24 protein-coding genes and 1 tRNA gene are annotated in these 24,580 nt (G+C 54.3%); 9 read left to right on the top strand and 16 right to left on the bottom strand.

The features are described 5' to 3' along the window. Window position 1: 1 nt before the first annotated feature. Complete coding sequence (gene glf / locus AC2FJF_RS15560) at window positions 2-1,150, top strand: UDP-galactopyranose mutase (RefSeq protein WP_496726196.1); 1,149 nt, start codon at window positions 2-4, stop codon at window positions 1,148-1,150. A 136-nt stretch (window positions 1,151-1,286) separates the two neighbouring features. Here the strand turns inward: glf and rfbA are convergent, their stop codons facing one another. From rfbA to rfbC, 4 genes are read right to left on the bottom strand one after another with little or no spacing between them, the layout of a single operon-like run. After that, window positions 1,287-2,156 (bottom strand): glucose-1-phosphate thymidylyltransferase RfbA, encoded by an 870-nt coding sequence (gene rfbA, locus AC2FJF_RS15555; protein ID WP_496726195.1) that lies wholly within the window; start codon window positions 2,154-2,156, stop codon window positions 1,287-1,289. Between the two features lie 11 nt (window positions 2,157-2,167). Beyond that, window positions 2,168-3,040, bottom strand: coding sequence for a dTDP-4-dehydrorhamnose reductase (gene rfbD / locus AC2FJF_RS15550; RefSeq protein WP_496726194.1), 873 nt, complete (start codon window positions 3,038-3,040; stop codon window positions 2,168-2,170). Continuing rightward, complete coding sequence (rfbB, locus tag AC2FJF_RS15545) at window positions 3,037-4,077, bottom strand: dTDP-glucose 4,6-dehydratase (RefSeq protein ID WP_496726193.1); 1,041 nt, start codon at window positions 4,075-4,077, stop codon at window positions 3,037-3,039. Before rfbB ends, rfbD begins: the two co-directional genes overlap by 4 nt. After that, entirely contained in the window at window positions 4,074-4,643 is a 570-nt protein-coding gene (gene rfbC / locus AC2FJF_RS15540) for a dTDP-4-dehydrorhamnose 3,5-epimerase (RefSeq protein ID WP_496726192.1), read from the bottom strand. The genes rfbB and rfbC overlap by 4 nt, the downstream gene beginning before the upstream one ends. A gap of 445 nt (window positions 4,644-5,088) precedes the next feature. On the opposite strand from rfbC, the gene AC2FJF_RS15535 reads away from it, so the two are divergent. Together AC2FJF_RS15535 and AC2FJF_RS15530 are read left to right on the top strand one after the other, a co-directional pair. Next, window positions 5,089-6,897 carry a hypothetical protein gene (locus tag AC2FJF_RS15535; RefSeq protein WP_496726191.1) on the top strand — a complete coding sequence of 603 codons (1,809 nt, stop codon included), beginning with the start codon at window positions 5,089-5,091 and terminating at the stop codon, window positions 6,895-6,897. Then, entirely contained in the window at window positions 6,894-7,694 is an 801-nt protein-coding gene (locus AC2FJF_RS15530; RefSeq protein WP_496726190.1) for a hypothetical protein, read from the top strand. The genes AC2FJF_RS15535 and AC2FJF_RS15530 overlap by 4 nt, the downstream gene beginning before the upstream one ends. Window positions 7,695-7,839: 145 nt before the next feature. On the opposite strand, the gene AC2FJF_RS15525 is transcribed toward AC2FJF_RS15530, so the two are convergent. The 5 genes from AC2FJF_RS15525 to AC2FJF_RS15505 form a co-directional block, all read right to left on the bottom strand. Then, the gene (locus AC2FJF_RS15525; protein WP_496726189.1) at window positions 7,840-9,792 is read right to left on the bottom strand and encodes an HAD-IA family hydrolase; all 1,953 of its coding nucleotides are present in this window, start codon (window positions 9,790-9,792) and stop codon (window positions 7,840-7,842) included. Between the two features lie 293 nt (window positions 9,793-10,085). Next, complete coding sequence (gene arsB, locus AC2FJF_RS15520; protein WP_496726188.1) at window positions 10,086-11,135, bottom strand: ACR3 family arsenite efflux transporter; 1,050 nt, start codon at window positions 11,133-11,135, stop codon at window positions 10,086-10,088. Continuing rightward, complete coding sequence (gene arsJ, locus AC2FJF_RS15515; RefSeq protein WP_496726187.1) at window positions 11,132-12,397, bottom strand: organoarsenical effux MFS transporter ArsJ; 1,266 nt, start codon at window positions 12,395-12,397, stop codon at window positions 11,132-11,134. Before arsJ ends, arsB begins: the two co-directional genes overlap by 4 nt. Continuing rightward, window positions 12,394-13,392, bottom strand: a complete 999-nt coding sequence (locus AC2FJF_RS15510; protein WP_496726186.1) for an ArsJ-associated glyceraldehyde-3-phosphate dehydrogenase — start codon at window positions 13,390-13,392, stop codon at window positions 12,394-12,396. The genes arsJ and AC2FJF_RS15510 overlap by 4 nt, the downstream gene beginning before the upstream one ends. Next, entirely contained in the window at window positions 13,389-14,222 is an 834-nt protein-coding gene (locus AC2FJF_RS15505) for an arsenate reductase/protein-tyrosine-phosphatase family protein (RefSeq protein WP_496726185.1), read from the bottom strand. Before AC2FJF_RS15505 ends, AC2FJF_RS15510 begins: the two co-directional genes overlap by 4 nt. Window positions 14,223-14,445: 223 nt before the next feature. On the opposite strand from AC2FJF_RS15505, the gene AC2FJF_RS15500 reads away from it, so the two are divergent. Beyond that, window positions 14,446-14,521 (top strand) — tRNA-Thr (locus AC2FJF_RS15500). Window positions 14,522-14,880: 359 nt separating this feature from the next. Beyond that, on the top strand, window positions 14,881-15,366 hold the full coding sequence (gene bfr, locus AC2FJF_RS15495) for a bacterioferritin (protein ID WP_496726184.1): 486 nt from the start codon (window positions 14,881-14,883) through the stop codon (window positions 15,364-15,366). Window positions 15,367-15,513: 147 nt separating this feature from the next. Here bfr and AC2FJF_RS15490 read toward each other — a convergent pair whose 3' ends face one another. The 7 genes from AC2FJF_RS15490 to AC2FJF_RS15460 form a co-directional block, all read right to left on the bottom strand. Continuing rightward, entirely contained in the window at window positions 15,514-15,936 is a 423-nt protein-coding gene (locus tag AC2FJF_RS15490; RefSeq protein ID WP_496726183.1) for a hypothetical protein, read from the bottom strand. Window positions 15,937-16,161: 225 nt separating this feature from the next. Next, window positions 16,162-18,090 (bottom strand): 1-deoxy-D-xylulose-5-phosphate synthase, encoded by a 1,929-nt coding sequence (gene dxs, locus AC2FJF_RS15485; protein WP_472722590.1) that lies wholly within the window; start codon window positions 18,088-18,090, stop codon window positions 16,162-16,164. Between the two features lie 14 nt (window positions 18,091-18,104). Then, window positions 18,105-18,971 carry a polyprenyl synthetase family protein gene (locus AC2FJF_RS15480; RefSeq protein ID WP_496726182.1) on the bottom strand — a complete coding sequence of 289 codons (867 nt, stop codon included), beginning with the start codon at window positions 18,969-18,971 and terminating at the stop codon, window positions 18,105-18,107. Next, window positions 18,972-19,214 (bottom strand): exodeoxyribonuclease VII small subunit, encoded by a 243-nt coding sequence (locus AC2FJF_RS15475; protein ID WP_496726181.1) that lies wholly within the window; start codon window positions 19,212-19,214, stop codon window positions 18,972-18,974. Continuing rightward, window positions 19,211-20,137, bottom strand: coding sequence for a histone deacetylase family protein (locus AC2FJF_RS15470; RefSeq protein ID WP_496726180.1), 927 nt, complete (start codon window positions 20,135-20,137; stop codon window positions 19,211-19,213). Before AC2FJF_RS15470 ends, AC2FJF_RS15475 begins: the two co-directional genes overlap by 4 nt. Before the next feature lie 69 nt (window positions 20,138-20,206). Continuing rightward, entirely contained in the window at window positions 20,207-20,908 is a 702-nt protein-coding gene (locus tag AC2FJF_RS15465) for a response regulator (RefSeq protein WP_058272724.1), read from the bottom strand. Then, on the bottom strand, window positions 20,905-21,417 hold the full coding sequence (locus AC2FJF_RS15460; RefSeq protein WP_170411194.1) for a MarR family winged helix-turn-helix transcriptional regulator: 513 nt from the start codon (window positions 21,415-21,417) through the stop codon (window positions 20,905-20,907). Before AC2FJF_RS15460 ends, AC2FJF_RS15465 begins: the two co-directional genes overlap by 4 nt. Window positions 21,418-21,575: 158 nt before the next feature. Between AC2FJF_RS15460 and AC2FJF_RS15455 the strand changes: the two genes are divergently transcribed. The 4 genes from AC2FJF_RS15455 to AC2FJF_RS15440 all read left to right on the top strand — a co-directional run bounded on the left by AC2FJF_RS15455 (window position 21,576) and on the right by AC2FJF_RS15440 (window position 24,568). Next, a complete protein-coding gene (locus tag AC2FJF_RS15455) occupies window positions 21,576-22,442 on the top strand; it encodes a branched-chain amino acid aminotransferase (protein WP_496726179.1) in 867 nt (288 codons plus the stop codon). A gap of 128 nt (window positions 22,443-22,570) precedes the next feature. Beyond that, complete coding sequence (locus tag AC2FJF_RS15450) at window positions 22,571-23,521, top strand: AraC family transcriptional regulator (RefSeq protein WP_496726178.1); 951 nt, start codon at window positions 22,571-22,573, stop codon at window positions 23,519-23,521. A gap of 109 nt (window positions 23,522-23,630) precedes the next feature. Next, window positions 23,631-23,996: an SPW repeat domain-containing protein gene (locus AC2FJF_RS15445; RefSeq protein WP_496726177.1), complete on the top strand. Its 366-nt coding sequence runs from the start codon at window positions 23,631-23,633 to the stop codon at window positions 23,994-23,996. Window positions 23,997-24,370: 374 nt separating this feature from the next. After that, window positions 24,371-24,568: a hypothetical protein gene (locus tag AC2FJF_RS15440; protein WP_496726176.1), complete on the top strand. Its 198-nt coding sequence runs from the start codon at window positions 24,371-24,373 to the stop codon at window positions 24,566-24,568. The last annotated feature ends 12 nt before the right edge of the window (window positions 24,569-24,580 follow it).

The following is a 24,580-nucleotide window of genomic DNA, read 5'->3' as shown; positions in this document are numbered from 1 at the left end:
TATGCAGTTTTTGATGGTTGGGGCCGGATTGTCTGGGGCTGTGATCGGTCGCCAACTTGCGGAACAAGGGCATGATGTCACCGTGGTCGACAGCCGTGACCATATCGGTGGAAATTGCCACACAGAACGGGATGCCGATACCGACGTCATGGTCCATGTGTACGGGCCACATATCTTCCATACGGATGACGAAGAGGTTTGGCAGTATGTGAACCAATACGCCAACTTCCTGCCCTATAAGAACCGGGTCAAAACCACCTCGCGGGGGCAGGTCTATTCGCTGCCGGTGAACCTGCACACGATCAACCAGTTCTTTGGCAAGACCATGCGCCCGGACGAGGCCCGCGCGTTTATCACCGAAGAACAGGCTGATACATCCATCGCCGACCCGCAGAGTTTCGAGGAACAAGCGATGCGGTTCGTCGGTCGTGATCTGTATGAGGCGTTTTTCAAGGGCTACACGATCAAGCAATGGGGCTGCCACCCGTCCGAGCTGCCGGCGTCGATCCTGAAACGCTTGCCGGTGCGGTTCAACTACGACGACAACTACTTTTTCCATAAATTCCAAGGCATGCCCGAGAACGGGTACACCGACATGATTGGTGGCATCCTCGATCACCCGGGGATCACAGTGAAGCTGAACACCATGTTCGATCGCAACATGGCGGATGGCTTCGATCATGTGTTCTACTCAGGCCCGCTGGATGGCTATTTCGACTATGAGCTTGGACGCCTGGGATACCGCACCCTTGATTTCGAACGGTTCACCTATGACGGCGACTATCAGGGTTGCGCCGTGATGAACTATGGCGAGGAAGAGGTGCCCTTTACCCGGATCACCGAGCACAAGCACTTTGCACCGTGGGAGTCGCACGAAGGCTCGGTCTGTTATCGCGAGTTTTCCCGCGCGGCGGGTCCGGATGACATTCCCTATTACCCGATCCGTCAGGTAAAAGAAAAAGCATTGCTGAGTGAGTATGTTGCGCTGGCCGACAAGACAGAGAAGGTAACTTTTGTTGGCCGTTTGGGTACTTACCGTTATCTGGATATGGACGTCACGATCCGCGAAGCCCTCGACACAGCGCGCGTTTTTTTAGCCGCGTTCGAAGCGAAACAAGCCCTGAAACCATTTTATACCGCGCCAGTTTAGGCGCGAGCGCCGGGCCGTTTCGGTCCAGTGCTTACTCGATTCACGTTCTGGCTGATCGGACGGAATGTCTTTGTGACGGCCCTAGCTTGGATGCAATTTATTCCGGATCGTCAGGCGCACTTACTCGGTGCTAGCTTTAATCGCTCAGAAGCGAATGAAGGTAGGCGCCATAAGTCGATTTTGCGAACAGTTTTGCGCGCTTCTCGAGAGCGGCATCATCGATCCATCCATTGCTCCAGGCGATCTCATCAAGGCTACCGGTTTGCATACCCTGACGTTCTGTCAGCGTTCTTACAAAGCTTCCTGCCTCCAGCAGAGTGCCGTGTGTCCCAGTATCCAGCCAAGCGAAGCCCCGACCCATAGTCTGAACATCGAGCAGGTTTTCGTCCAAGTACATTTGCAAAAGCGAAGTAATCTCAAGCTCGCCGCGCTCAGACGGTTGGATTTCTTTAGCCCGCGCCGGCGCGTCACCATCAAGAAAGTAAAGGCCGGTGACTGCGTAGTTTGACGGCGGGTTTTGTGGTTTTTCAACAATCTGACGAACCTTTTGGTCCTCAAAAGCAACAACGCCATACCGCTCTGGGTCGGCGACGCGATATGCAAAAACCGTACCGCCTTGCTTGTTGGCATCTGCCTGGGCCAGCAGACTTGGAAGACCGTGGCCGAAGAAGATATTGTCTCCCAAGATCAATGCCGAAGGAGCGCCGGCGAGGAAATCTTCCGCCAGTGTATAAGCTTGCGCCAACCCGTCAGGAGAGTCTTGCACGATCCACGTCAGTGACAGTCCATATTGACTGCCATCACCAAAGAGGCGAATGAACTGCTCCTGGTCCTGTGGTGTTGTGATGATTGCAACTTCGCGGATCTGCGCCAACATCAATACACTGAGTGGGTAGAAAATCATTGGCTTATCGTAAACTGGTAGCAGCTGTTTGGACACGGCCATCGTAATCGGGTAAAGCCGCGTTCCAGAGCCTCCGGCAAGAATAATTCCCTTACGTTGCATGCGTTAACCTTTCAAAATTGGCCTTTTGGGGTCTGACCTAATTGCCTCAGTACCTTGGTTAGCCCGGCTTTCCAGTCAGGGCGAAGAAGCCCATAAGTTTTTTCAAGCCGGGAACAGTCCAGCCGCGAATTTTTTGGGCGGGCGGCAGGCGTCGGGTAAGCGCTGGTCGGGATATCTTCAACCGAAATATCTAAGCCTGCCTGTAAAAAAATCTCGCGTGCGAAATCTGCCCAGCTTGCGTCTGGGCTTCCTGCATAATGAAACAGGCCACCCTCCACACTGGACCCTGCCTCGGCCATTCTAAGCAATGTAGCTGCGATGTCCGCTGCAGGTGTGGGGCCCCCAACCTGATCGGCAACTATGGTTACGTGGTTTCGTGTTTCCGCCAATCGAAGCATCGACTTGACGAAATTGTTTCCATGCGCCGAGAACACCCAACTTGTACGGAGAATTCCATGCCAGCCTCCGGCCGCCGCGACCTTATCTTCGCCTTCCAGTTTAGTACTACCGTATACGCCAAGCGGGCTAGTCGGGTCGTTTGTAGTTCGTGCGAGCGTCCCTGATCCATCAAAGACATAATCCGTCGAGATGTGAATGAACGGAATGCCACGTTCGGCCGCCGCTTGGGCCATAGAACCGGGCGCATCAGTGTTAACGCGCCGAGCGATATCTTTCTCGTCTTCAGCCTTATCGACCGCAGTGTAAGCAGCGGCGTTGATAACCACATCCGCGTTGGTTTTGCTTATGTGGTCTGCGCATGTTTTCGGGTGTGAAAGGTCCGCGTCCTCGCGCCCCAACGCCTCTATTATGATGCCGCGCGCAGGCGCTTGCGCTCGCAACTCTGTGGCGACCTGCCCGCTTCGACCGAAGACAAGTATTTTCATTTGGCAACACCAAGGCGATCGCCAACACCATCCCGCGCTAGAAGTGCATTCAGCCAGGCTTCGTTGTCCAGATACCACTGGACGGTCTGTTCCAATCCTGTCTCAGGAGTATAGTTCGGATGCCAGCCAAGGTCTTCGACAATTCGAGTTGGATCAATCGCATAGCGGCGGTCGTGACCCGGGCGATCAGTTACGAATGTGATCTGTTCTGAGTAAGGTTTCTCTGCCGGACGAAGCCGGTCCAGAATACTGCAGAGCATTTTGACGAGTTCAAGATTTGTCATCTCGTTTTCGCCACCAATGTTGTAGCTTGCACCGACGGCCGCTTTTTCCAGAACAAGCAGCAGCGCCTCTGCATGGTCCTCGACATGCAGCCAGTCGCGGATGTTATCGCCGTTGCCGTAAATCGGTATCGACTGCCCGGACAATGCCTTGAAGACTACGACCGGTATCAGTTTTTCGGGAAACTGATATGGACCATAGTTGTTTGAGCAATTTGTCAGAATGATCGGCAGGCCATAGGTTTCGTGCCACGCGCGTACAAGGTGGTCCGAACTCGCCTTTGATGCTGAATAGGGCGAGTTTGGTTGATAGGGGCTATCTTCGGTGAAAAAACCGGTCTCCCCCAGAGATCCGAAGACCTCATCGGTCGAAATATGGTGAAAACGGAAGTCTGCGGGTTTGCCTGCGTCGGTCCAATAGGCGCGCGCGGCCTCTAGTAGAACGTAAGTGCCCGTGACATTGGTGTCGATAAAGGCAGCTGGACCATCGATTGAGCGGTCTACATGGCTTTCGGCGGCCAGATGCATGATCGCGTCAGGCTTATGTTTCCTGAGCACAGCCTCCATCGCCGAAGCGTCACGAATATCTGCGTGTTCGAAAGCATAGCCTGGCGCATCAGCCGCTACCGCAACATTGTCGAGGCAAGCTGCATACGTCAACGCATCTACGTTGACTACCGAATGACCTTGGGCAACGGCACGACGAACAACGGCAGACCCAATAAAACCGGCGCCTCCAGTGACCAAAAGTTTCATTTGGTGTCCTCAAAAGTAAAGGGGGATTCTTGTTCTGACAGGCGCAGCGCAGCCGCGTCTTTTTCAGATAGCTTTGTTTCGGTTGATGTTAGCGGCCATTCAATGCCGATTTCGGGGTCGCTCCAGTGAACAGCCCCCTCGGTTTCTGGCGCATAAGTGTCTGAACACTTATACACAATTTCGGTGTCCGGCTCCAACGTCATAAACCCATGGGCAAATCCAGCCGGGACGAGTAGCATGCGTCCATTTTCAAAACTCAGTTCTTCACCGACCCATTGACCAAACGTCGGAGAACCCTTGCGAATATCTACCGCAACATCGAAGAGTCTTCCACGTCCGCAGCGAACAAGTTTAGCTTGCGCTTTCGGAGGTGCCTGAAAGTGCAGGCCTCGTACCGTTCCGATTTCACTGGACACAGAGTGATTGTCTTGAACAAAAACTGTATCGATCCCGGCGGAAGAGAACTGATCACAGTTGTAGGTCTCTTCGAAAAAGCCTCGGTGATCGCCAAATCGCCTCGGCGTAATCAGCTTCACCTCTGGTATTGAGAGGGTTGTGAATTCCATAATTAACATTACCTATAGTGCCATTCTGCGGCGCACGCAGAGTAAAGAATGGGCTATCTCAATCGCCATCGCTGGACAATATCCAAATAGGCTTATACTCGAAAATGGAGGCCGGGAAAGTCTCAATGCAGAAAGTTGCATTTTCGAAGGCCTGTTTGCAAATCAGATTACCCACGAGCGACAGTTCACTTGCAGTCAACAAAGCCGTTTACGTTGGCGGATCTCTTCTTGAGGCAATAAGCTGTGTTTTGGGGCATGCCTCAGGTTTGTCAGGGCTTGATGTCAGGTTGTAACACTCGATTGTCGTGCGCTTCTGTTCTATGTTTTGGGGCTCCCGAGGTCATCGGGGAATTAGTTTCAGTGAGTTTGATAGACTACTGGCAGCCGAGTTCGATGCTTGGTATCAACAGCGCTGAATTCTTACTCACCTCGTGTTGGAGTGTCTATGCTGTCGCAGGAACGAAACAAAGCTGAAGTCGTTCGACGGACGGGATGCACATTCTCCACAATTTCGAACCTAATCGAAAACCACGACGTTATCGCCTTCGATGTTTCGAAGACATTGTTGTCGCGCAGCGTGTTAAGTGTGGATGGCGTTTTCCGTTTCATAGAGAAGTCACTCGGTGTCGACGGTTTTTATGGCGCAAGGCTAAAAGCGGAGCAGCTTGCCCGGAGGCGTTTTGGGACAACCGAAGCGTCCGAGATTAGTTTACACGAAATTTATAGCCTTCTTGCAGTCCTTCTGCCGGACAACACCGTGACGCCTGACGATGAAAGAGAGTTCGAAGAAAAGTTCCACTTTTTAAATCAAGCCTTTGTTATGATTGCCACAGTTGCTCGGGCTAAAGGGAAGCAATTGGTCGGTATTAATGACACGAGACTGAATAAAGACCAATTATCGAGGCTATTGAAATCACATGGGATTGAACTGGATGCGCTAATTAGCCCTACGGAAGGCCGTCACTTTCTTTTGAAATTTGCAGCCAATGAGGAGGTCGCACCGAACCGTGTCTTGCATTTTTGCCAGCGCGAATTCGCGAACATGAACGTTGACGTGGACTGCGCTTTGACAGCAATTCATGTAAACCAACACAGCGATTGCCTTAGGCAGGATGATGCTCCATTTGTTGATCAAGACCGCGGAGAATATACGTTCGCCTCGGACTTGATTATCGGCCAGATCGCAGCGCGAATGCCTCATGTCGATCCCGCGGAACCCGATCTTTATAGTTTCGGCTTCAATGTTTGCGGGCCGGTATTGCTGGGGTTCTGTGACTATATTGCGGAACGTTCAATACAAGATGGGTTCGATGAACTGCTTCTTCCGCCTGGCCAGCACCACATTATTGAGCAATCTCTGAGCATTCTGAAACTGCCGGTAACAAGCTACTCGATCAGCGATGTGAAAGAAGCTTTTGACGGTGAATTCTTGGATGCTTCTGCTGTAGAACGCAAACAATTGCAGAAGCGTATCGACGCATGGACGGTTCAAGGTTCAAAAAACATTGCTATCGCGGATATCGATGGCAGTGCACCGGACATTAAATTTCTGTCTTCATTAAGAGTGCATCGGTATTGTATTTGTGGTCAAAGTTCTCCCAGCCGAGAGGCAAGGGCTTCAGCCTACCTTTTTGACGGTTTGAATGCGATGAGCACCGATATGTCCGTAAGGGTAGGCCCAGTTCTGTCAGACTTTTTGTTCGTCAATCCTGATACGTCCTTCCCACATCTGAATTCAGGGAATGACATATCTTTGTCTTCGAGTGCAAAATGTGAAATGAACGCCGATATTGGCCTCCTCGCTTCAATTTGTGTCCAACGAGGGGCTCTCGATTTCCTCCGCATGATCGCGCCAAGAAAAGACGCGTTAGATCGTCGGGAACTAAAGGACTTCAACCTTTTCTGTCTTACGCGACTGATCACAACACCGACTGAAAGGGAATATCGGGCATTCGAGAATGTTCCGTTTCCGCGATGCAAGGGTGAAAGTGAATGGAGAACTGTCGAGTCTTACTGGAAGTCTGAGTCAATCTCGTCAAAATACTTGGACAATTCTAGTAGGCAAAATCAGGAGCAGCAGTTGCACAACTACGATCTCATGCTGCCAAATTCCATTAAGCAATTATCTACTCGAGACGACATTGGGCAACTAGATTGGCGCCGCATAATGTACCGCCACCCGCTGAAGGTCTCGTACTGGAACTCAGTACGGCGGTATCAGCGTCGAACACAAAGAGAGTTGGGTCAGAAATGACAGTTTCTAACAGCGACCCGTTGAAGATATTCGTTCCGTTTGTGAACGAAAAGATGGCAACTGAACTGTTCTCTCGAAACAAGTTTTTGTTTGAAAGGGATATTCATCTGATTGACAACCGCGGTCGATCAGCAGGCCTGCCGACGCTATACAATGAGGTTATTGAAAAGTACTTGAACGAGGACATGTGGCTTTTTTTCGTTCATGAAGACTTCGAAGTTCAGGGAGAGTTGTTTGACACAGAGAACTTGGCACTTGAAGCAATTTACGGAACCTTTGGAGTAAGGCTGGATGGGCATGCACCGGCCGGGTTTGGTCAGCATAAGTGTAGTGAAAAAGACGGCTCTTCGGTGCTACAGGTCGGTCTGCCGGTGACTGCACCAACTTGGGTTGAAACACTGGATTGTGTGGCGATTCTAATTCACACTCGGTTACTTAGGGATCGGCCCGGGTTGCGGTTTGATGAGACCCTAACGTTCGACCTTTACGCCGAAGACCTGTGTATTAACGCGCAGGAGAATTTTGGGATTCCTGTGATAGTTTTACCCGTCGAGTTCCAACACTATTCAAAGGGTTTTGTTACAGAGCGTTATTGGCTTGGAATCAAGCACTTGGGTGAAAAATATCCTAATGTTGGCGTGCCCGGAAGTTGCTCATTCATTGGTGGGAAATCGCAAGAATTGGAGGCCCGCTACACTTATGACATTCCGGCTAACAGAAAAAAGCGGCGCGACAAAGAAGCAAGAAAAGCTCGAAACTCTTCGAGAGCCTGGCGATTGTTCAGAAAACGATCATAGGCGACGAATTTACCCTGACGGCTTTACACCTCGAAATCTATTCAGGTTACGACATTAAAACGTTCTTCATCGTGACCGGCGAGATTTTCAAGGTGAGCAAAGCCTGCGTTCGCGAACTCTGTCAGACTATCAACACTGCATAGGGCTATAACTTAATTTTTTTTCTTTTTCGCAAAACAAATTTCAGTAAGGCATATGACAAGGGATTGAGTTGCGATCCATAGGCAGCACGCCAACGGCTGCTTTTGGCGTTTCGATAATGTGTGCTGCGTTCACCAATGCGCGTCAAACTCTCACCGGTTGTGTCACCTACGCCATCGAAGATTCTGACATTCTTGAACCTAAGGGCATCTTGGCGATGCGGTTTACTCAGGAAATGACGCATGTCTCGCTCATCCTTCGGGTTGGTGTATTTTGCCAACGTCTCTGTCGACATTGCCCGTAGTACGGACTCGATTGCTTGTAGGGCGGAATCTTGAATTTTCTTGGCGCGCTGGAGGTTGGCTGCCTCCAACTCGCTGAGTTCAGCGGTGACCCAAGAAATATCACCGGATTCACTTTGCTGCAGCCCAAGGACGCTGCCATGATTTGCCGAACAGAGAAACTCCACGATATCCCGAAAATCCGTGAACCATGGCGTTAAATGGGAAGGAAGACCATTTAACGCTGTAAAACTCTCATATTCCAAGCCGTTGCGACGTAGGATTGATGTGGCATGCCGACTTGTGCCGAAGTAAAGGCCCAGGATATCCGCTTCTGCATCAACAATCTCGCAAATTGAGCGCTGTAGACTGCCGCGCCAACCTACGTCAAAGACGGCCGTGCTAGAACCTGCCGGGAAGGCCGAACGATAGTACTTTTTTAGAGCGGCGCGCTCGTGGGCAAACGACTGAAAAAAGGTGTCCGGACTTTCCTTTAGAAGTCTCAAGATTTTTTTTCGCGCTTTTCGCGTTAGTGGGTCCGTTCCACTTAGGCCATGATTGGCAAAAAGTTCTGTTAAGATCGGCCCGCCGGAGATTTTGCCCAGAAATTCGTCCAGTGTCTCCGAGCTTTCTAAGGTGGTGTGAAGCATCCCGCCAATAGTGTTCGGCTCCAAAACTGTGAATGGAAGCGTGAGTAATCGCCGGGAGGCAGCTATGTACTGCGTGTCATATTCATTTGGCCACAAAAGTTCGAATGCTGCTTTAGGAAACATGCCATCGCGAGCAAGAAATGCGATGCGTGAGATGCCCCTATCGTCCATTTCCCGCTTCATCCAGATAAGCATTGATGTGATCAATGGTGCGATCAATACGGCCCCAATGGCCTCAAAGTACTGATCCTCAGACAAAGTACGGAAGTCCAGCTTTTCAGAATCGTAGTGATGCGTTTCCAGAAAATTTGCCGAAAAAATCTGAGATATGGGACGCGATCCCGAAAGCATATTGGAATGGTGCTTTGGTTTTGGAGATCTGGCAGGTACGTCCTTGCTAGCCAAGACTACATGGGACTGCATACCTGCGCTGGCAGCCATTTTGCCATCGGCATGTTTGTTATCACCGATATGTAATATTTTTTCGTGTGGAACACCAAAGTACTCAGCCACCTCTTCGAACAAGTTGCCAGTATGTTTGGTCTTTCCTTGCTCGTTCGAAACGAAGACGCGTTCCCATCCGATAATTCCTTTTGCCTCCAGCACTTTCTCAAGAAAGTTTTGGGGAAGGTACATATCCGACGTGATGACAAGTCGTTTCTTTGTGTTTTTTAGCTTGGCCACCAACTTTCTTCCAAAATTGGTGGCGTGAAGCAGGTCCATTTCCGTTTCTAGTTCGAGCTGTTTGATCTGCTCAGTTTGCGTACCGCTACAATTCGTGAGTTGTTGAAAACAAAAATAAATCTCGTTTAACGAAACGTCCTCCAGTCCTTTCTGGTCTGCGTCTTCCCGAGCCAATTGCTCGGCTGCGACCCGATAGTCCTTAAAATACTCGGTCACCTGCCTTGTTTCTATGTGCTCCTCCATGAAACCGAAGGCATCAATGGGAGAGTTGCAATGGCGAAAGAGGAGGGTGTCGAAGATGTCCACAGACAGGAAATCGTAATCACCGATCTTGGAAAGCACTGCGCTACTGGAAGACACATTCATTGTTTTTCTGCGATTGCTTATTAATGCCAAAATAGTCTCACGCTAACTAGGTTTGTCTGAATTGATGCTTGCGTCAGGGCTCGACAAAAGCACTGACTCACTCTTGCGCAGAAATTCGGTTAATGCAGACGACTTATCAAGCTGAAATTGAACTTCGTCTATTTTCGACAGCTGCTGAAGCACGAGTAGTACTTCGAGACAAAGCGTTAGTGAACCCGAGTTTTCGGTTCACTCTACGCTTTTGGGTGATCTCCGCGACTGACTATTTGTCAGTTGGAATTGAGTGTTTTTTTAGAGTATTGCGTTTCGACTTCTGGAAAACGCGCCCGTGTACGGTTTGCGAAGGCAACCAGCGACAGCATCACCGGGACTTCAACCAGAACTCCTACGACCGTCGCCAGCGCTGCTCCCGAGTTCAGTCCGAACAGGCTGATGGCCACGGCGACGGCCAGCTCAAAGAAGTTTGACGTGCCGATCATCGCGCAGGGTGCGGCGATCCGGTGTGGCACCTTTAGGGCATATGCTGCGCCGTAGGCCAGGGCGAAGATGCCGTAGCTCTGGATCAGGATTGGTATGGCGATCAGGACGATCACCATCGGTTTTGCCAGAATAGTTTGACCCTGCAGGCCGAACAGGATGACGACGGTGGCGATCAGGCCCATGACCGACCACGGCTTGACGCGTGCGGAAAACGCATCGATGGCCTGGGGCGATCCCAAGGTACGGCGCGTTATCAGGCCGGCGATCAGCGGCAAAACGACATACAGCACAGTTGCCAGAACAAGTGTCTGCCATGGAACCTGAATGTCGGTCACACCCAACAGAAAGGCCACGATTGGGGCGAATGCCACCACCATAATCAAGTCGTTCACGGAAACCTGCACCAGCGTGTAGGTCGCATCGCCCCTAGTCAGCTGAGACCAGACGAACACCATGGCGGTGCACGGTGCGGCACCCAGCAGGATCAGCCCGGCCGTATATTGAGCCGCGTCTTCAGGTTCGATCCATGGTGCAAAGACGTGCTCAAAGAACAGAACCGCAAGAAAGGCCATGGTGAAAGGCTTAATCAGCCAGTTGACCACCAGCGTCACGATCAGCCCGCGTGGCTGGCGTGCAACGCCCGCCACTGCGCCGAAGTCGACGCCGACCATCATGGGGTAGACCATTGCCCAGATTAGCAAGGCCACGACCAGATTGACGCTGGCCACTTCGGCCGAGGCGATCAGTTGAACCAGGCCGGGTGCAACCAGTCCGATCAATACGCCGCCAACCATGGCCAGCGCGACCCAGACGGTCAGGTAGCGTTCGAAGATGCTCATGTATATGCCTCATTCGTCTGGTCGGTTAGTTTGCCGGATGTCAGGGCGGCCAGCGCGACCATAGCAGCAGCGGTGCCCAGAACCAGTGGAAGCCCGCCAATCTGATAGGTAAGTCCCGACAGGACAGTGCCGACCAGGCGGCCAGTCGCGTTGGCCATGTAGTAAAAGCCCACATCCATCGTCACACGCTCGGACTTGGTGAAGGCCAAGATGAGGTACGAATGCAGCGCCGAATTGACGGCGAAGATTGCCCCAAATGCCAATAGGCCCACAACCAGCGTAACGGTCAGCCATGTCTCGGGGCCGGATGAGAGCAGGACCGCAATGGTCAGTGCAGCAGGCACGCAGAACAGCGCCGCGGCCCAATTCTTGGCGGCGTGGATAAGATCCCCTTCCGGGCGTTCCTTTGCGCGCAGGATTTTCGGTGCGCTGGCCTGAACTGCTCCGTAAAGTATGACCCAAACGGCCATGAATGTGCCGATCATAAAAAATGCGGCACGGTTGCCATCCTCAGTTCCATCCGAAAGCACCGCGTAGAAATAGATCGGGATGCCGACTACAAACCACACATCCCGCGCCCCAAACAAGAAGACACGAGCGGCGGATAGCCAATTCACGTTGGCGGATTTCGAGAAGACCTCAGAGAATTTGGCGCTTTTGCGCCCTTTGGGCAGGCCGGTCGGCATGAACAGGATGACGGCGACGAGGAATGCGGCAAGTATGATCGCCATTGCCAGAACAGCCCACATGAAGCCCACTGTCGCCAACAGTGCCGCCCCAAGCAGAAACCCAAACCCTTTCACAGCGTTCTTCGAGCCGGTCAAAATCGCGACCCAGCGAAACAACCCTCCGCCCTCGGTCGGGGCCAGCAGTTTGACGGCGGATTTTGAGGACATCTTGGCTAGGTCCTTTGCAACCCCACTGGCCCCTTGCACAATCATCACAAAGACAACTTTTACTGGGATCGCCCAATTAGGGTCTAGTTGCGTAAGAACCAGCAACGCTGCAATCTGCAGTGCCAGCCCTGCATAAAGCGTCGAGGTCAGCCCAAACCGCGCCGCGATCCAACCGGCGGCAAGGTTCGTGCCCATGCCGGCGATCTCATACAGAACAAACAGATATGCCAACTGAACCGGCGAGAATCCCATACTATGAAAGTGCAGCAGCACCAGCATACGCAGGGCCCCGTCGGTCAGCATGAAGGCCCAATAGGCTGCTGTGACCGTGATATAGGCCGACATACCTTCGGGCCTTTGGGTCACAGCGATGCACCAACCATCAGGGCAACGTCGACCAGACGATGGGCGTAACCCATTTCATTGTCGTACCACGCATAGATCTTCACCTGCGTGCCGTTCACCACCATGGTCGAAGGCGCATCCACAATCGAGGACCGTTCGTCGTTGGTGTAGTCGGTGGAAACTAGCGGTCGCGTCTCATAGCCGAGAATGCCTTTCAACTCACCTTCGGCAGCGGCCTTGAAAAGCGCGTTGACCTCTTCGACCGTGGTTTCACGCTCAACCTCGAAGACGCAGTCGGTCAGCGAGGCATTCAGCAAGGGAACCCTCACCGCGTGGCCGTTCAGCCGCCCCTTGAGTTCTGGGTAGATCAGCGTGATTGCCGTGGCCGACCCGGTGGTGGTCGGGATCAGAGAGTTCAAAGCAGATCGCGCCCTGCGCAGATCTTTGGCGGGGCGGTCCACGATGGTTTGCGTGTTGGTCACGTCGTGAATTGTGGTCATCGACCCGTGGCGAATACCAAGGTTTTCGTGGATGACCTTGACCACTGGGGCCAGACAATTCGTGGTGCACGAGGCCGCCGTCACGATGCTGTGGACATCCGGATCATAAGTGGCCTCGTTCACGCCCATAACGACGTTGGCGGTCGGGCCATCCTTGACCGGGGCCGAGACAACAACCTTCTTAACACCCGCTTCGAAATAGGGGGCCAGCTTGGCCTGAGTCTTGAAAACACCGGTGCAGTCAATCACCACATCGACACCGTTCAGCGGTAGTTCCGCCAGATCTCTGGTGCCGATAAAGGGTAGGCGGGTGCCGTCGATCGTAACGCTGTCGGCATCATGCGCGAACGCGGCATCCCAACGCCCATGAACCGTGTCAAACTCCAGCAGGTGCGCGTGCATCTCGGGGTCACCGACTGCATCATTGATCCAGGCGATCTTTGCGCCTTTGTCGAGCAGCGGTTTCAAGGCCAGTTTTCCCATCCGGCCCAATCCGTTCACAGCATAAGTCGTCATTTCATGTCCTCAGTGGGCGTCCTGCCGATATCATCAACAGCAGTTTGCAGTGCGATCCGGTCGAGGCCTTCGACCGGCAAAGACGTAAAGGCCTCAATCCGGCGCTTGAGCGCGCCATATGCATGTTGAAATGCAAGGCTTCTTTCGGCATCCGTGCCCTCGGCCCTGACCGGGTCCGGTATGCCCCAATGGCCACTGATTGGCTGGCCTTCCCAAGCGGGGCATTCCTCATTTGCGGCCTGATTGCAGACCGTGAAGACGAAATCCATCTCGGGCGCGCCGGGGGTTGCAAACTCGGACATGTTCTTGGACCGCAGGATGGATGTGTCATGCCCTTTGTCGTCCAGAACTTGCACGGCCATCGGGTTGAGCTCGGATGTGGGCTGCGTACCAGCCGAGTAAACGTTGAACCGGTCACCCCCCAGGGTGCGCAGCAGGGATTCCGCAAAAATCGACCGGGCAGAATTGCCCACACACAAAAACAAGACGTTGAACTTCCGGTCTGTCGCGGCCTCATTTCCCTGAGAAAATGGCATGCAGATATCAGGGCGACCGCGACAGCAATCGACGATCAGATAATCAAGCATCTGCTGCACGTTTTTCATTTCAATCGAATAGAGCAGCGACGTCCCTGAACGTTCCTGCGTGACCAGCCCTGAACGCTGAAGCGCGTTCAGATAGTTCGACAAGGTGCTGGCCTTCAGGTCGAGTTCCGCCGCCAGCTCTCCTGCCGGGACGCTGTCAGGAAAACGTCGCATGAGCATGCGAAACACAAGGATACGCTGCGGATGACCCAGGATGGCCAATTGGTCTGTTATCTGTTCTATCATATTTCATGAAATATTAAAATAAGACAAGCCAGTCAATCGAAATTACACGACCCTTGAAGACGAGTGTAAGCGTCCGAATAGGCGAGATATTCTGGCTGGAGCGTGGTGATGGATTGGGTTTCAAGCGATCTGAGTTGCGGGAATCACTATCACACACCGGTAGGCGTCCAAGGACATCGAGACTTGCACGCCTCTGCCCGAGGGTTTAAGGGAACCGTCGTTTGCCTCAATAGCTCAGCTGGTAGAGCAGGTCCTTCGTAAGGACAAGGTCGGGGGTTCGAGTCCCTCTTGAGGCACCACGTTCCCCTATAAAGTTATGCTAAACTAGCGGCCTACCTCGTATCTCACTTTTGGTTCGATCCTGCGGGCTATCATCGGATGCTAGCGCAGCTCAATCTCCGGAGCTGTTTGCCCGCATGATTTTGATCCGCAAGGGCCATGCTTCCGATCGGTAAGCAGGTATCAGGGAATCGTAAGTGTGGTGGAAAAACGCTTTCAAGTGACGGGTTTTGGTTCAAACGAGAATCGTCAGGAAACTTGCAAATACCTGTTTCAAAACAGATATTTGAAGGTTTTGGGTTAAGCCGCTCTGGTGGTAGCATTCAGCTTAAAAAGTTGTTTCCACGCCGGTTCTTAGACACAGCCAAGGAGTTTCATCATGAAAGGTGACAAAAAGGTAATTGAATACCTGAACAAAGCTCTGCGCCACGAACTAACGGCCGTCAGCCAATACTGGTTGCATTATCGCCTGCAAGACGATTGGGGTCTTGGCAGCATGGCCAAGAAAAGCCGTGAAGAATCCATTGAAGAGATGGAACACGCCGACAAACTGATTGAACGTATCATCTTTCTGGAAGGGCATCCCAACCTGCAGAAACTTGATCCCCTGCGGATCGGTGAAAACCCGCGTGAAACGCTGGAATGCGATCTTGCAGCAGAGCAAAGCGCGCGGGCGCTTTACAAGGAAGCGCGGGATGTCTGCAAAGAGGCCGGAGACTATGTCTCAATGGGATTGTTCGAAAGCCTGATGTCGGATGAAGAAGGCCATATCGACTTTCTAGAGACTCAGATCGAACTGTATGATCGCGTCGGGCCCGAGCTTTTCGCGCAACTCAATGCAACGAAGATGGAAGACGCCGACTAACCTGTAGTGGTGGTTATCAGCCGAGTTTCAGCGACCGCCGTGAACAGGACATCAGGCTCTGGATAAAACCGAACTCTGTTTTCAGTTCAATGTGTGCCTGCGCGAATGACCTGACGGGAACAGCCGCGGTATTGAGATGCTAGCTTTCTAAGCGCATTCCTGCACGCCGAGGCTTATCAGGTACTCACCCGTCACATAAAAAAGCTCATTGGGCCCGGCGAACCTTACTTTGGACATGAACCAGTTTCTGATCGGATTTGGGTAGTAGCTGGATAGTGACGCGCTTTTCCTGTCGAACTCATCTGCCGTCATTTTCGTTCGGTTTGGGTGATGGGGGCCGTGAAAGCCAAAGATCGTCTCGGGCGAAACGCAAACATCGTCCGCACCCAGCAGCATGGTGCAACTAGAGTGGCAATAGTCCCCGTTGATCTGGAATTGCGCGTTGGTCCGGTTGGCGATTTCGATCTGGACCATGCGATCCACAATCCGCCCCCCCGGATCATTGCCAACCTGAATCTCTTTTGAACTTGCCGCCACGCTCATCAAAAAAAGCGCGACCAAAACTGCCATGATGTTTCTCATCCGCCCGCCTGCTCAAGGGTGGAGTTTTTGTTTTTCTTACTACTATCAGAAATGCGGGGAAGCGGGAACGCTGCGCCGGGACTCAAGCGGTTCCTGTGTTCTCAAGGACTCACCCAAAAGCGGCTGAATTCGGCGGCTGCCCGAAATTTCCGTCAAAAGCGGTGCTTGCAGATTTTCCAACAACGGTGAAATTCAGTTGCCTAGCTTCATGCCTCAGGCGCGTTTTTCGCCGATGGTTGCTACACCCAGAACGGATAGCACTTTGGCCTCGATTTGCTCGGCATTCAGGCCCGCTACTGTATACATATCTGCGGGGTTGGCCTGGTCGATAAAGGTATCAGGCAGAACCATCGAGCGATACTTGAGACCCTGGTCAAAGACGCCTTCATCGGCCAAAAGTTGGGCAACATGGCTGCCAAAGCCGCCGATGGCACCCTCTTCGATCGTGATCAACGCCTCGTGGTTGGCGGCCAGATCCAAAATCAGGTCGTGGTCCAAGGGCTTGGCAAATCGAGCATCAGCGATAGTGGGGGTGATCCCACGCGCAGTCAAAGCTTCGGCCGCTTTCTGCACTTCGGCCAGCCGTGTCCCGAAGGACAACAGTGCGACCCGTGCGCCTTCTTGGATGATCCGGCCTTTGCCGATTTCCAGAACCTCGCCACGTTCGGGCAAGTCGACGCCGACACCTTCGCCGCGAGGATAGCGGAACGCAATCGGGCCTTCATTATGCGCGACGGCGGTGGCCACCATATGCACCAACTCGGCCTCATCCGCTGCGGCCATGACCACGATGCCGGGCAGGTTGGACAAATAGGCGATATCGAACGACCCTGCATGGGTCGCGCCATCTGCGCCCACCAACCCTGCACGGTCGATCGCAAAACGAACCGGCAGGCGCTGAATGGCCACGTCATGCACGACCTGATCGTATCCACGCTGCAAAAATGTGGAATAAATTGCGCAGAAGGGCTTCATCCCCCCCGCAGCCAGAGCGGCGGCGAAGGTCACACCGTGTTGTTCGGCAATCGCCACATCGAAACAGCGCGACGGATAGCGTTCCGCAAACAGGTTCAGCCCGGTTCCGTCGGGCATCGCGGCCGTGACAGCAACGATCTTGTCATCGCGTGCGGCCTCTTCCACCAGGGTTTTGCCAAAGACCGACGTGTAAGATGGTGCGTTTGAGGGCGCTTTCTTCTGCTCCCCCGTTACTACGTCGAACTTTGCTGTCGCGTGACCTTTGTCCCTGGCTTGCTCGGCGGGGGCGTACCCCTTGCCCTTCTTTGTCAACACGTGGATCAGGATCGGGCCAGTGGCGCGGGCCTTGACCGTGCGCAGGACAGGCAACAGCTGATCCATATCGTGCCCGTCGATCGGACCGAGATAGGAAAAGCCCAGCTCCTCAAACAATGTGCCGCCCACGGCCATGCCCTTGAGCATCTCCTTGGCGCGTTTTGCCCCTTCGCGGAAAGGTTCCGGCAACAAAGACACCGCACCTTTGGCGGCGGCTTTCAGGTCGTGAAACGGTTCTTCCGCATAAATGCGTGACAGGTAATTGGACAGCGCGCCAACTGGCGGGGCTATGCTCATTTCATTGTCATTGAGAATGACGATCAGGCGTTTCTTCAGGTGGCCGGCGTTGTTCATCGCCTCAAAGGCCATGCCGGCAGACATCGAGCCGTCGCCGATCACGGCAATCGCGTCGCCTAGACCTTCTGGTGTCACGCCGCCCAGATCGCGAGCGACGGCAAAACCCAACGCAGCGCTGATCGAGGTCGAACTGTGCGCCGCGCCAAACGGGTCATAGGGGCTCTCGCTGCGCTTGGTGAAGCCGCTCAGCCCGTCCTTCATGCGAAGGGTACGGATACGGTCGCGCCGTTCGGTCAGGATTTTGTGCGGATAGCACTGATGACCAACGTCCCAGATGATCTTGTCGCGCGGCGTGTCGAACACGGCGTGCAGGGCGGTCGTCAATTCGACCACGCCCAGACCCGCGCCCAGATGCCCACCGGTGACAGACACGGCCGAGATCGTCTCGGACCGCAACTCCTGCGCCACCTGATGCAATTGCGCGTCCGAAAACTGCTTGAGATCCGCAGGGCGGTTCACAAGGTCCAGCAGGGGCGTGTTCGGGCGGTCAGACATTTGGCGTTCCTGGCTTAGCTGTCCCGGGCAATAACGAAGCGGGCCGCGTCCTTCAAGGTTTCAGCCTTGGCACCGTATCCATCCAACGCCGCGCAGGCCTGATCGACCAGTTCTACAGCGCGGGATTTTGCGGCGTTCAGACCCAAAAGCGAAACAAACGTGGCCTTGCCTGCCTCGGCATCTTTTTGCAATCGTTTGCCGGCCTTCTCGGCATCACCTTCAACATCCAGAATGTCATCAGCGATCTGAAAAGCAAGGCCAAGCGCCTGGGCATATTGGCGCAAGGGTTCGGGATCTGCCTGGGCCAACCGCGCACCGGCGCAGGCGGACCATTCAATCAGCGCCCCGGTCTTACCAGCCTGCAGCGTGGTGATCTGCTCCAGTGTCAGGGGCGCGGCCGCTGTTTCAGCCGCCATATCCAGCGCTTGCCCCAGCACCATTCCCTGCGCACCGCTTGCTTTGGCCAGGGTTAGAGCCAATTCAGCACGAACCTCTGCATTTCCGACCTCGGGCCGGGTGCACAGCTCAAAGGCCAATGTCTGCAGGGCATCACCGGCCAGAACGGCGGTGCCTTCGTCCCACTTTAAGTGCACGGTCGGACGTCCACGACGCAGATCGTCATCGTCCATGCAGGGAAGGTCATCATGGACCAGCGAATAGGCGTGCAGGGCTTCGATGCCTGTCGCAGGCCAGATTGCCTGTGTTGAGTCGATGCCATGCATCCGCGCGCTTTCCAGCACGAGAAACCCACGCAATCGCTTGCCGCCCTGCGTGGTGTAGGCCATCGCCCGGGTAACATCCAATTCGTCCAGCGCGCTCAGGACCAGATCGAACTGAGCCTGAATCCGCGCGGCATCCTGCGCCAGAATTTCCTTGAACATTTACTGACCTTCGACAGGCGTCGTCCCGGTTGGCTGCCCATTGGCATCCAAAGTAATGGCTGCGACCTTTTCTTCAGCCCGCTTCAATTCGTCTTCGCAGCGTTTCTTCAACGCGGCACCGCGCTCATACAATGCAATGGACTTATCCAGCGCCACGTCCCCACGCTCCAACTGGCCGACAACGGCCTCAAGCTCTTTCATCGCTTGTTCGAATGTCATCTGATCAACAGGAGTATCGGTCATCGGGCTGCCTTCATCAGTTCTTCCACATGGGCACGAGTGGCCTCGGCAAGGGCGTTCAGATCATACCCGCCCTCCAAAGTCGAGACGATACGACCTTCACACAGCTCATCGGCGATCTTGCACAGCTCGGCTGTAACCCAAGCAAAATCGCCTGTAGACCAGTTCAAGTTGGCCAGCGGATCGTCCTGATGCGCATCAAAACCTGCCGAGATGATGATCAGTTCCGGCTTGAATGCGCGCAACCTCGGGAAGGCTTGCGTCTCGTAAGCTGTCCGCATCTCGGCCCCACCAGTGCCGGGTGCCAGCGGGATGTTCAAAACGGTCTCATAAGCGCCGGTTTCATCCGGGCGCCCCGATCCAGGCCACAGCGGCATTTGCTGGCTGGTGATCACCAGTGCACGTCTTTCATCCCACAGCAGATCCTGCGTGCCGTTTCCGTGGTGAACGTCGAAATCAACGACAGCTACGCGCTTCAATCCATGATGATCCAATGCGTGTTTGGCAGCCAGCGCGGCGTTTCCAAACAGGCAGAACCCCATTGCCGTTTCGGTCTCGGCATGGTGACCGGGCGGGCGGATGGCGCAAAACGCATTCGAGGCTTCGCCGCCCAAAACCATGTCTACTGCGCGCACGACCGCCCCGGCAGCGCGATAGGCTGCATCGACCGACCCCGGCGACATGAAGGTGTCGCCGTCAATCTGTTTGAAGCCATCGGATGGCCTGCTATTTCGAATTTCACGGATATGGCTTTCCGGATGCACGCGCAGCAAGTCGTCATCCGCCGCCAAAGGGGCGGTTACACGTATCAATTCCAAGCCTTCTAACGCATGCAGAATATGCTCTAATCGCGCCACCCTCTCAGGGTGACCTTGCGGGGTCACATGATCAAGGCAATCAGCGTGTGTCAAAAGGGCGGTTGTCATCGGGATCCCATCTTCATCTGGCCAAAAATATCCTCGCCGAAGGCAAGAAAGCGCCGCGCCGCGGCTAAATCAATCTGGCGCCAACATATATCCGGCCCCGCGGACGGTCTGCAGGTAACGCGGCTGCTTGGGGTCTTGTTCGATCTTGCGGCGCAGACGGGTGATCTGAACGTCCACCGCGCGTTCCTGCGCCTGACCCTTGTCGCGGCCCAGATCTTCGACCAGTTTGGTTCGGCTGATCGGCTCTCCGGGCTGGGCCGAGAAAATTTTCATCAACTGGCTTTCGGTCGCCGTCAGGCGCACCGGGTCTTCGCCCTGCCACATCTCGCCACGTTCGATATCGTACCGGATCGGACCAAGATGCAGTATCTTCGCCGTCGCGTCCTGCGCAGGTGTTTCCGGCATCCGCCGCAGGATCGCATTGATCCGCAACAACAGCTCTTTTGGCTCGAACGGTTTGGCCAAGTAGTCATCCGCACCGGCCTCAAGCCCGGCAATGCGATGTTCAGTTTCGCCGCGCGCGGTTAACAGCAGGATAGGAGTGGTATGGGTTTCGCGCAGCGCTTTAGTCAGGCTGACCCCATCTTCGCCGGGCATCATCACGTCCAGCACGATCATGTCGAAATCCAACCCCGAAAGCACCCGCCGTGCATGAGCTGCATCCCGTGCAGCCGTGACCAGAAATCCGTTCCGCATCAGAAACTTCTTCAACAGATCGCGAATGCGCTCGTCATCGTCGACGATCAGCAGATGGGCATCCATTTCGTTCATGAGGTGGTTTCCCGCAGTTTCGTATAGGCATGACGCATATCAGCATCCATCATCGCTTCAAGCACTTTACGAAACCCCGACACAGCCTCGGGTCCCGCCTTTTTGTACGCTGCACGCATTCGGACGCGCTGCGCCTCAGACAGTTTGGCCTCTAGCGCCTTGCCCTGTTCTGTCAGAAATAGGTGTCTTTCACGTTTGTCCACTGATCCGACCCGGCTTTCCACAAGTCCATCCTCGATCAGCGTGCGCAGAACACGGTTTAGAGACTGTTTTGTTACGCCCAGAATGGCCAGAAGGTTATTGACCGTCGTCCCCGGTGCACGGTTGATGAAGTGGATTGCCCGGTGATGCGCCCGTCCATAGGCCATTTCGGTCAATATGCGATCGGGATCTGCTGTAAAGCCGCGATAGGCGAAAAACATCGCCTCAATTCCTTGCCGCAACTGCTCGTCGGTCAAAAACAACAGGCTCTCGCCACCAAAGGCTGGGGCGGGGCGGGTATCCGACATAGTATGCCTCATTCGTTACTCGTTCCGAGTTTATGTCAGCGTTATTGACATTCCAAGAGTGGACAGGTATCGAATCGCAGTTTTTGCGTAACTTTATGTCCGAAACGGACTTAATCAGCGCAATAATCGGAAATTTTTCCCAGGTCAGGAGGTTTCGCATGGCGGGGTATGATGATCGTGACGGTGTCATCTGGTTGGATGGCAAACTGGTGCCCTGGCGCGAAGCCAATGTGCACATCCTGACCCATGCGATGCACTATGCGTCTTCGGTGTTCGAAGGTGAGCGTGCTTATAACGGCAAGATTTTCAAAAGTCGCGAACATTCTGAGCGCCTAATTGCCTCGGCCGAAGCGCTAGACATGCCGATGCCCTTTTCGGTGGACGATATCGAGGCCGCCAAGGAAGAAGCACTGAAAGCCAGCGGCTTGCAGGACGCCTATGTCCGTGCGCTGGTCTGGCGTGGCTCGGGGGAAGACATGGGTGTGGCATCGGCCAAGAACCCGGTCCGGATGGCCGTCGCGGTCTGGCCCTGGGGCGCCTATTACGGCGACGCCAAGATGCAGGGCGCCAAGCTGGATATCGCGGAATGGAAGCGCCCCAGCCCGGAAACCATCCCGGTGCACGCCAAGGCAGCGGGTCTGTACATGATCTGCACCATCTCGAAACATAAGGCCGAGGCCAAGGGCTGCTCGGACGCGCTGTTCATGGATTGGCGCGGTTACGTGGCCGAGGCGACAGGCGCAAACGTGTTCTTCGTAAAAGATGGTGAGGTTCATACACCTCTGGCCGATTGCTTCCTGAACGGGATCACCCGTCAGACCGTCATTCAGATGCTGAAAGACAAAGGCATCACCGTTCACGAGCGCCGCATCAAGCCCGAGGAAATGGCGGATTTCGAGCAGTGCTGGCTGACCGGCACCGCAGCCGAGGTGACCCCGGTGGGCCAGATCGGCGATTATACGTTTGAGGTCGGAGACCTGACCCGCGAGATCGCCGCCGATTATGAGGCGCTTGTCCGCGCCTGATAACACTCAGATGCATTGACAGAAGCCCTCGCGCTATCGCGGGGGCTTTTTTATTGCCGCTTGTTCATAAAGAATTGCAGATCGTCCGCGCGGGTGGACGAACGCGCAGCCGCGGCTATCTTAATCCAATGTTGGATCTGCTTAGCGATATACTTACCCGCCTGTCGTTGAAGGGCACGTTTTACTTTCGAACCTCTTTCACACCGCCCTTTGGCATACAGGTACCGGCCTATCAAAATGTGGCCAGATTTCACTTTGTACAACGCGGAGAGCTGAAAGTATTCGTCTCTAACACAGGGCAAACCTTGCGATTGAAGCAAGGCGACCTGATCGTGATCCCGCACGGATCCGCCCATGCGTTACTGTGCAATGAGGTTCAACCGCTGGATGCCCTGCCGCTTGAACAGGTGTTGGAAGAGGCCGGGTACAAAGGCGACGGGGTTTTGATTTATGGCGGCGAAGACAAAAGCCGCGATACGCAATTGATCTGCGGTCATTTCTCTTTCACCGGACCTCCGGGGCGACAGGGAACCGGGCATATGCTGATTGACCGGCTTCCCCCGTACATCCTGATCGAAAACTATGGCGAAGAAGCCGGGGCTTGGATCGAAGCCACCCTGCGTATGATCGGGTCCGAGATCAACGGCGCGCGGATCGGTGGTGACCTCATAGCGTTGAAACTGTCCGAGGTCCTGTTTGCGCAGGCCATTCGGGCCCATCTTGAACATCAAAGCCCCAGCGAAACCGCGCTTGCCGGGTTCGCCGATTCCCGCATTTCGCGTGCATTGACTGCGTTTCACCATTCGCCCGCGCAAGAGTGGAGCGTCGAGTCCCTAGCACGTGAGGCCGGAATGTCTCGCACTGCGTTCGCACAGCTATTCGCAGACAAGATGGGGACAACGCCCATGCAGTATCTGACCGATTGGCGCATGCAGATTGCGTGTCACGGATTGACTGAGGCCCGCTGGAACGTGGCCGATGCCGCGGCCGAGGTCGGCTATGCCTCGGAAGCCGCCTTTTCGCGGGTGTTCAAAAAGCAGGTTGGCGTATCGCCAGCCGCCTATCGATCAATGCACTGATCGAATTGAAACTCTGGACGATCTGCAACGTTTCACGAACGATCCAGAATTAAACGTTCGGAGTTTCTTTCCTAGTTTGAGGTCATCCCATATCAGGAAAGGAACTCTCATGTCTCTCCGCTTTGTCACCCGCAATATTCACGCCTGTCTGGACTACCCTGTTGCCTTTGCGCTGATGGGGCTGCCCTTTTTGCTTGGACTGGGGCAATCCAACCCGATGGCGTTGTGGCTGTCGGTGGTCACCGGCGTCGCGGCGTTTGTCCTGACGGTGTTGACGGATCACCATTTGGGGATCTGGCGCATTCTTCCCTACAACTTTCACTTGGCGGTCGATCTTCTGGTCGGCGTCGTTTTCCTGGCCGCGCCCAGCCTATTTGGGTTTTCGGGAATGGATGCGATCTTTTACTGGCTGAACGGGGCTGCGGTGGTCGCCGTCATCTCGCTTAGCGCGCCAGAGCAGGGTGTTACGGCTTGAACCTGACGCACCTTGGATGCATCGCAACAAGGTGAATTCTCAAAAAACCAAAGCCGCTTGTCCCACCGACAGGCGGCTTGCTGATCTGTTTGTTCGCGCTGTGTATCAACATATGTGAGCCTAATAAGTAAGAATTTAGGAAATTGGTTTCCTCAAAACGCCTGAAATAGTTCCGCTCCAAGCCAGTTAACTTCGGGGTTACTCAGGATGTGTTTTTTTGATCTTGCAAATTCCGACAAAAATAATCAGATAAAGATTAAGGCCAGATGTGCTATCATCCAGCACGGGGTTTCGAGGCGGTCTGCGGGCTTAGCGTATAGCCTGGTGAGAGCGCGCCACCGCCTCGGAAACGACACGCGCAACAGGAAATGACGATGGGTGACTCACTTGACGAAATCATGGCACGGCACGAAGCGGCCACCGCTTGCGGATGTTGCTGTGACGACGATTATTGCGCCTATGTCGATAAACCCAAGTCAGCCCAGGGCGACGGAGCTGCACAACCGTTGCCGGACAGCGCCGCCTGCCGACGCGGATCGGTAAGGTTTCTCAACGAAAACCCGCCTGCGTAACAGCCCCTGAGG

Source organism: Ruegeria sp. CDSB013 (assembly GCF_059611165.1).
This window is presented reverse-complemented; position numbering and strand designations above follow the sequence as displayed.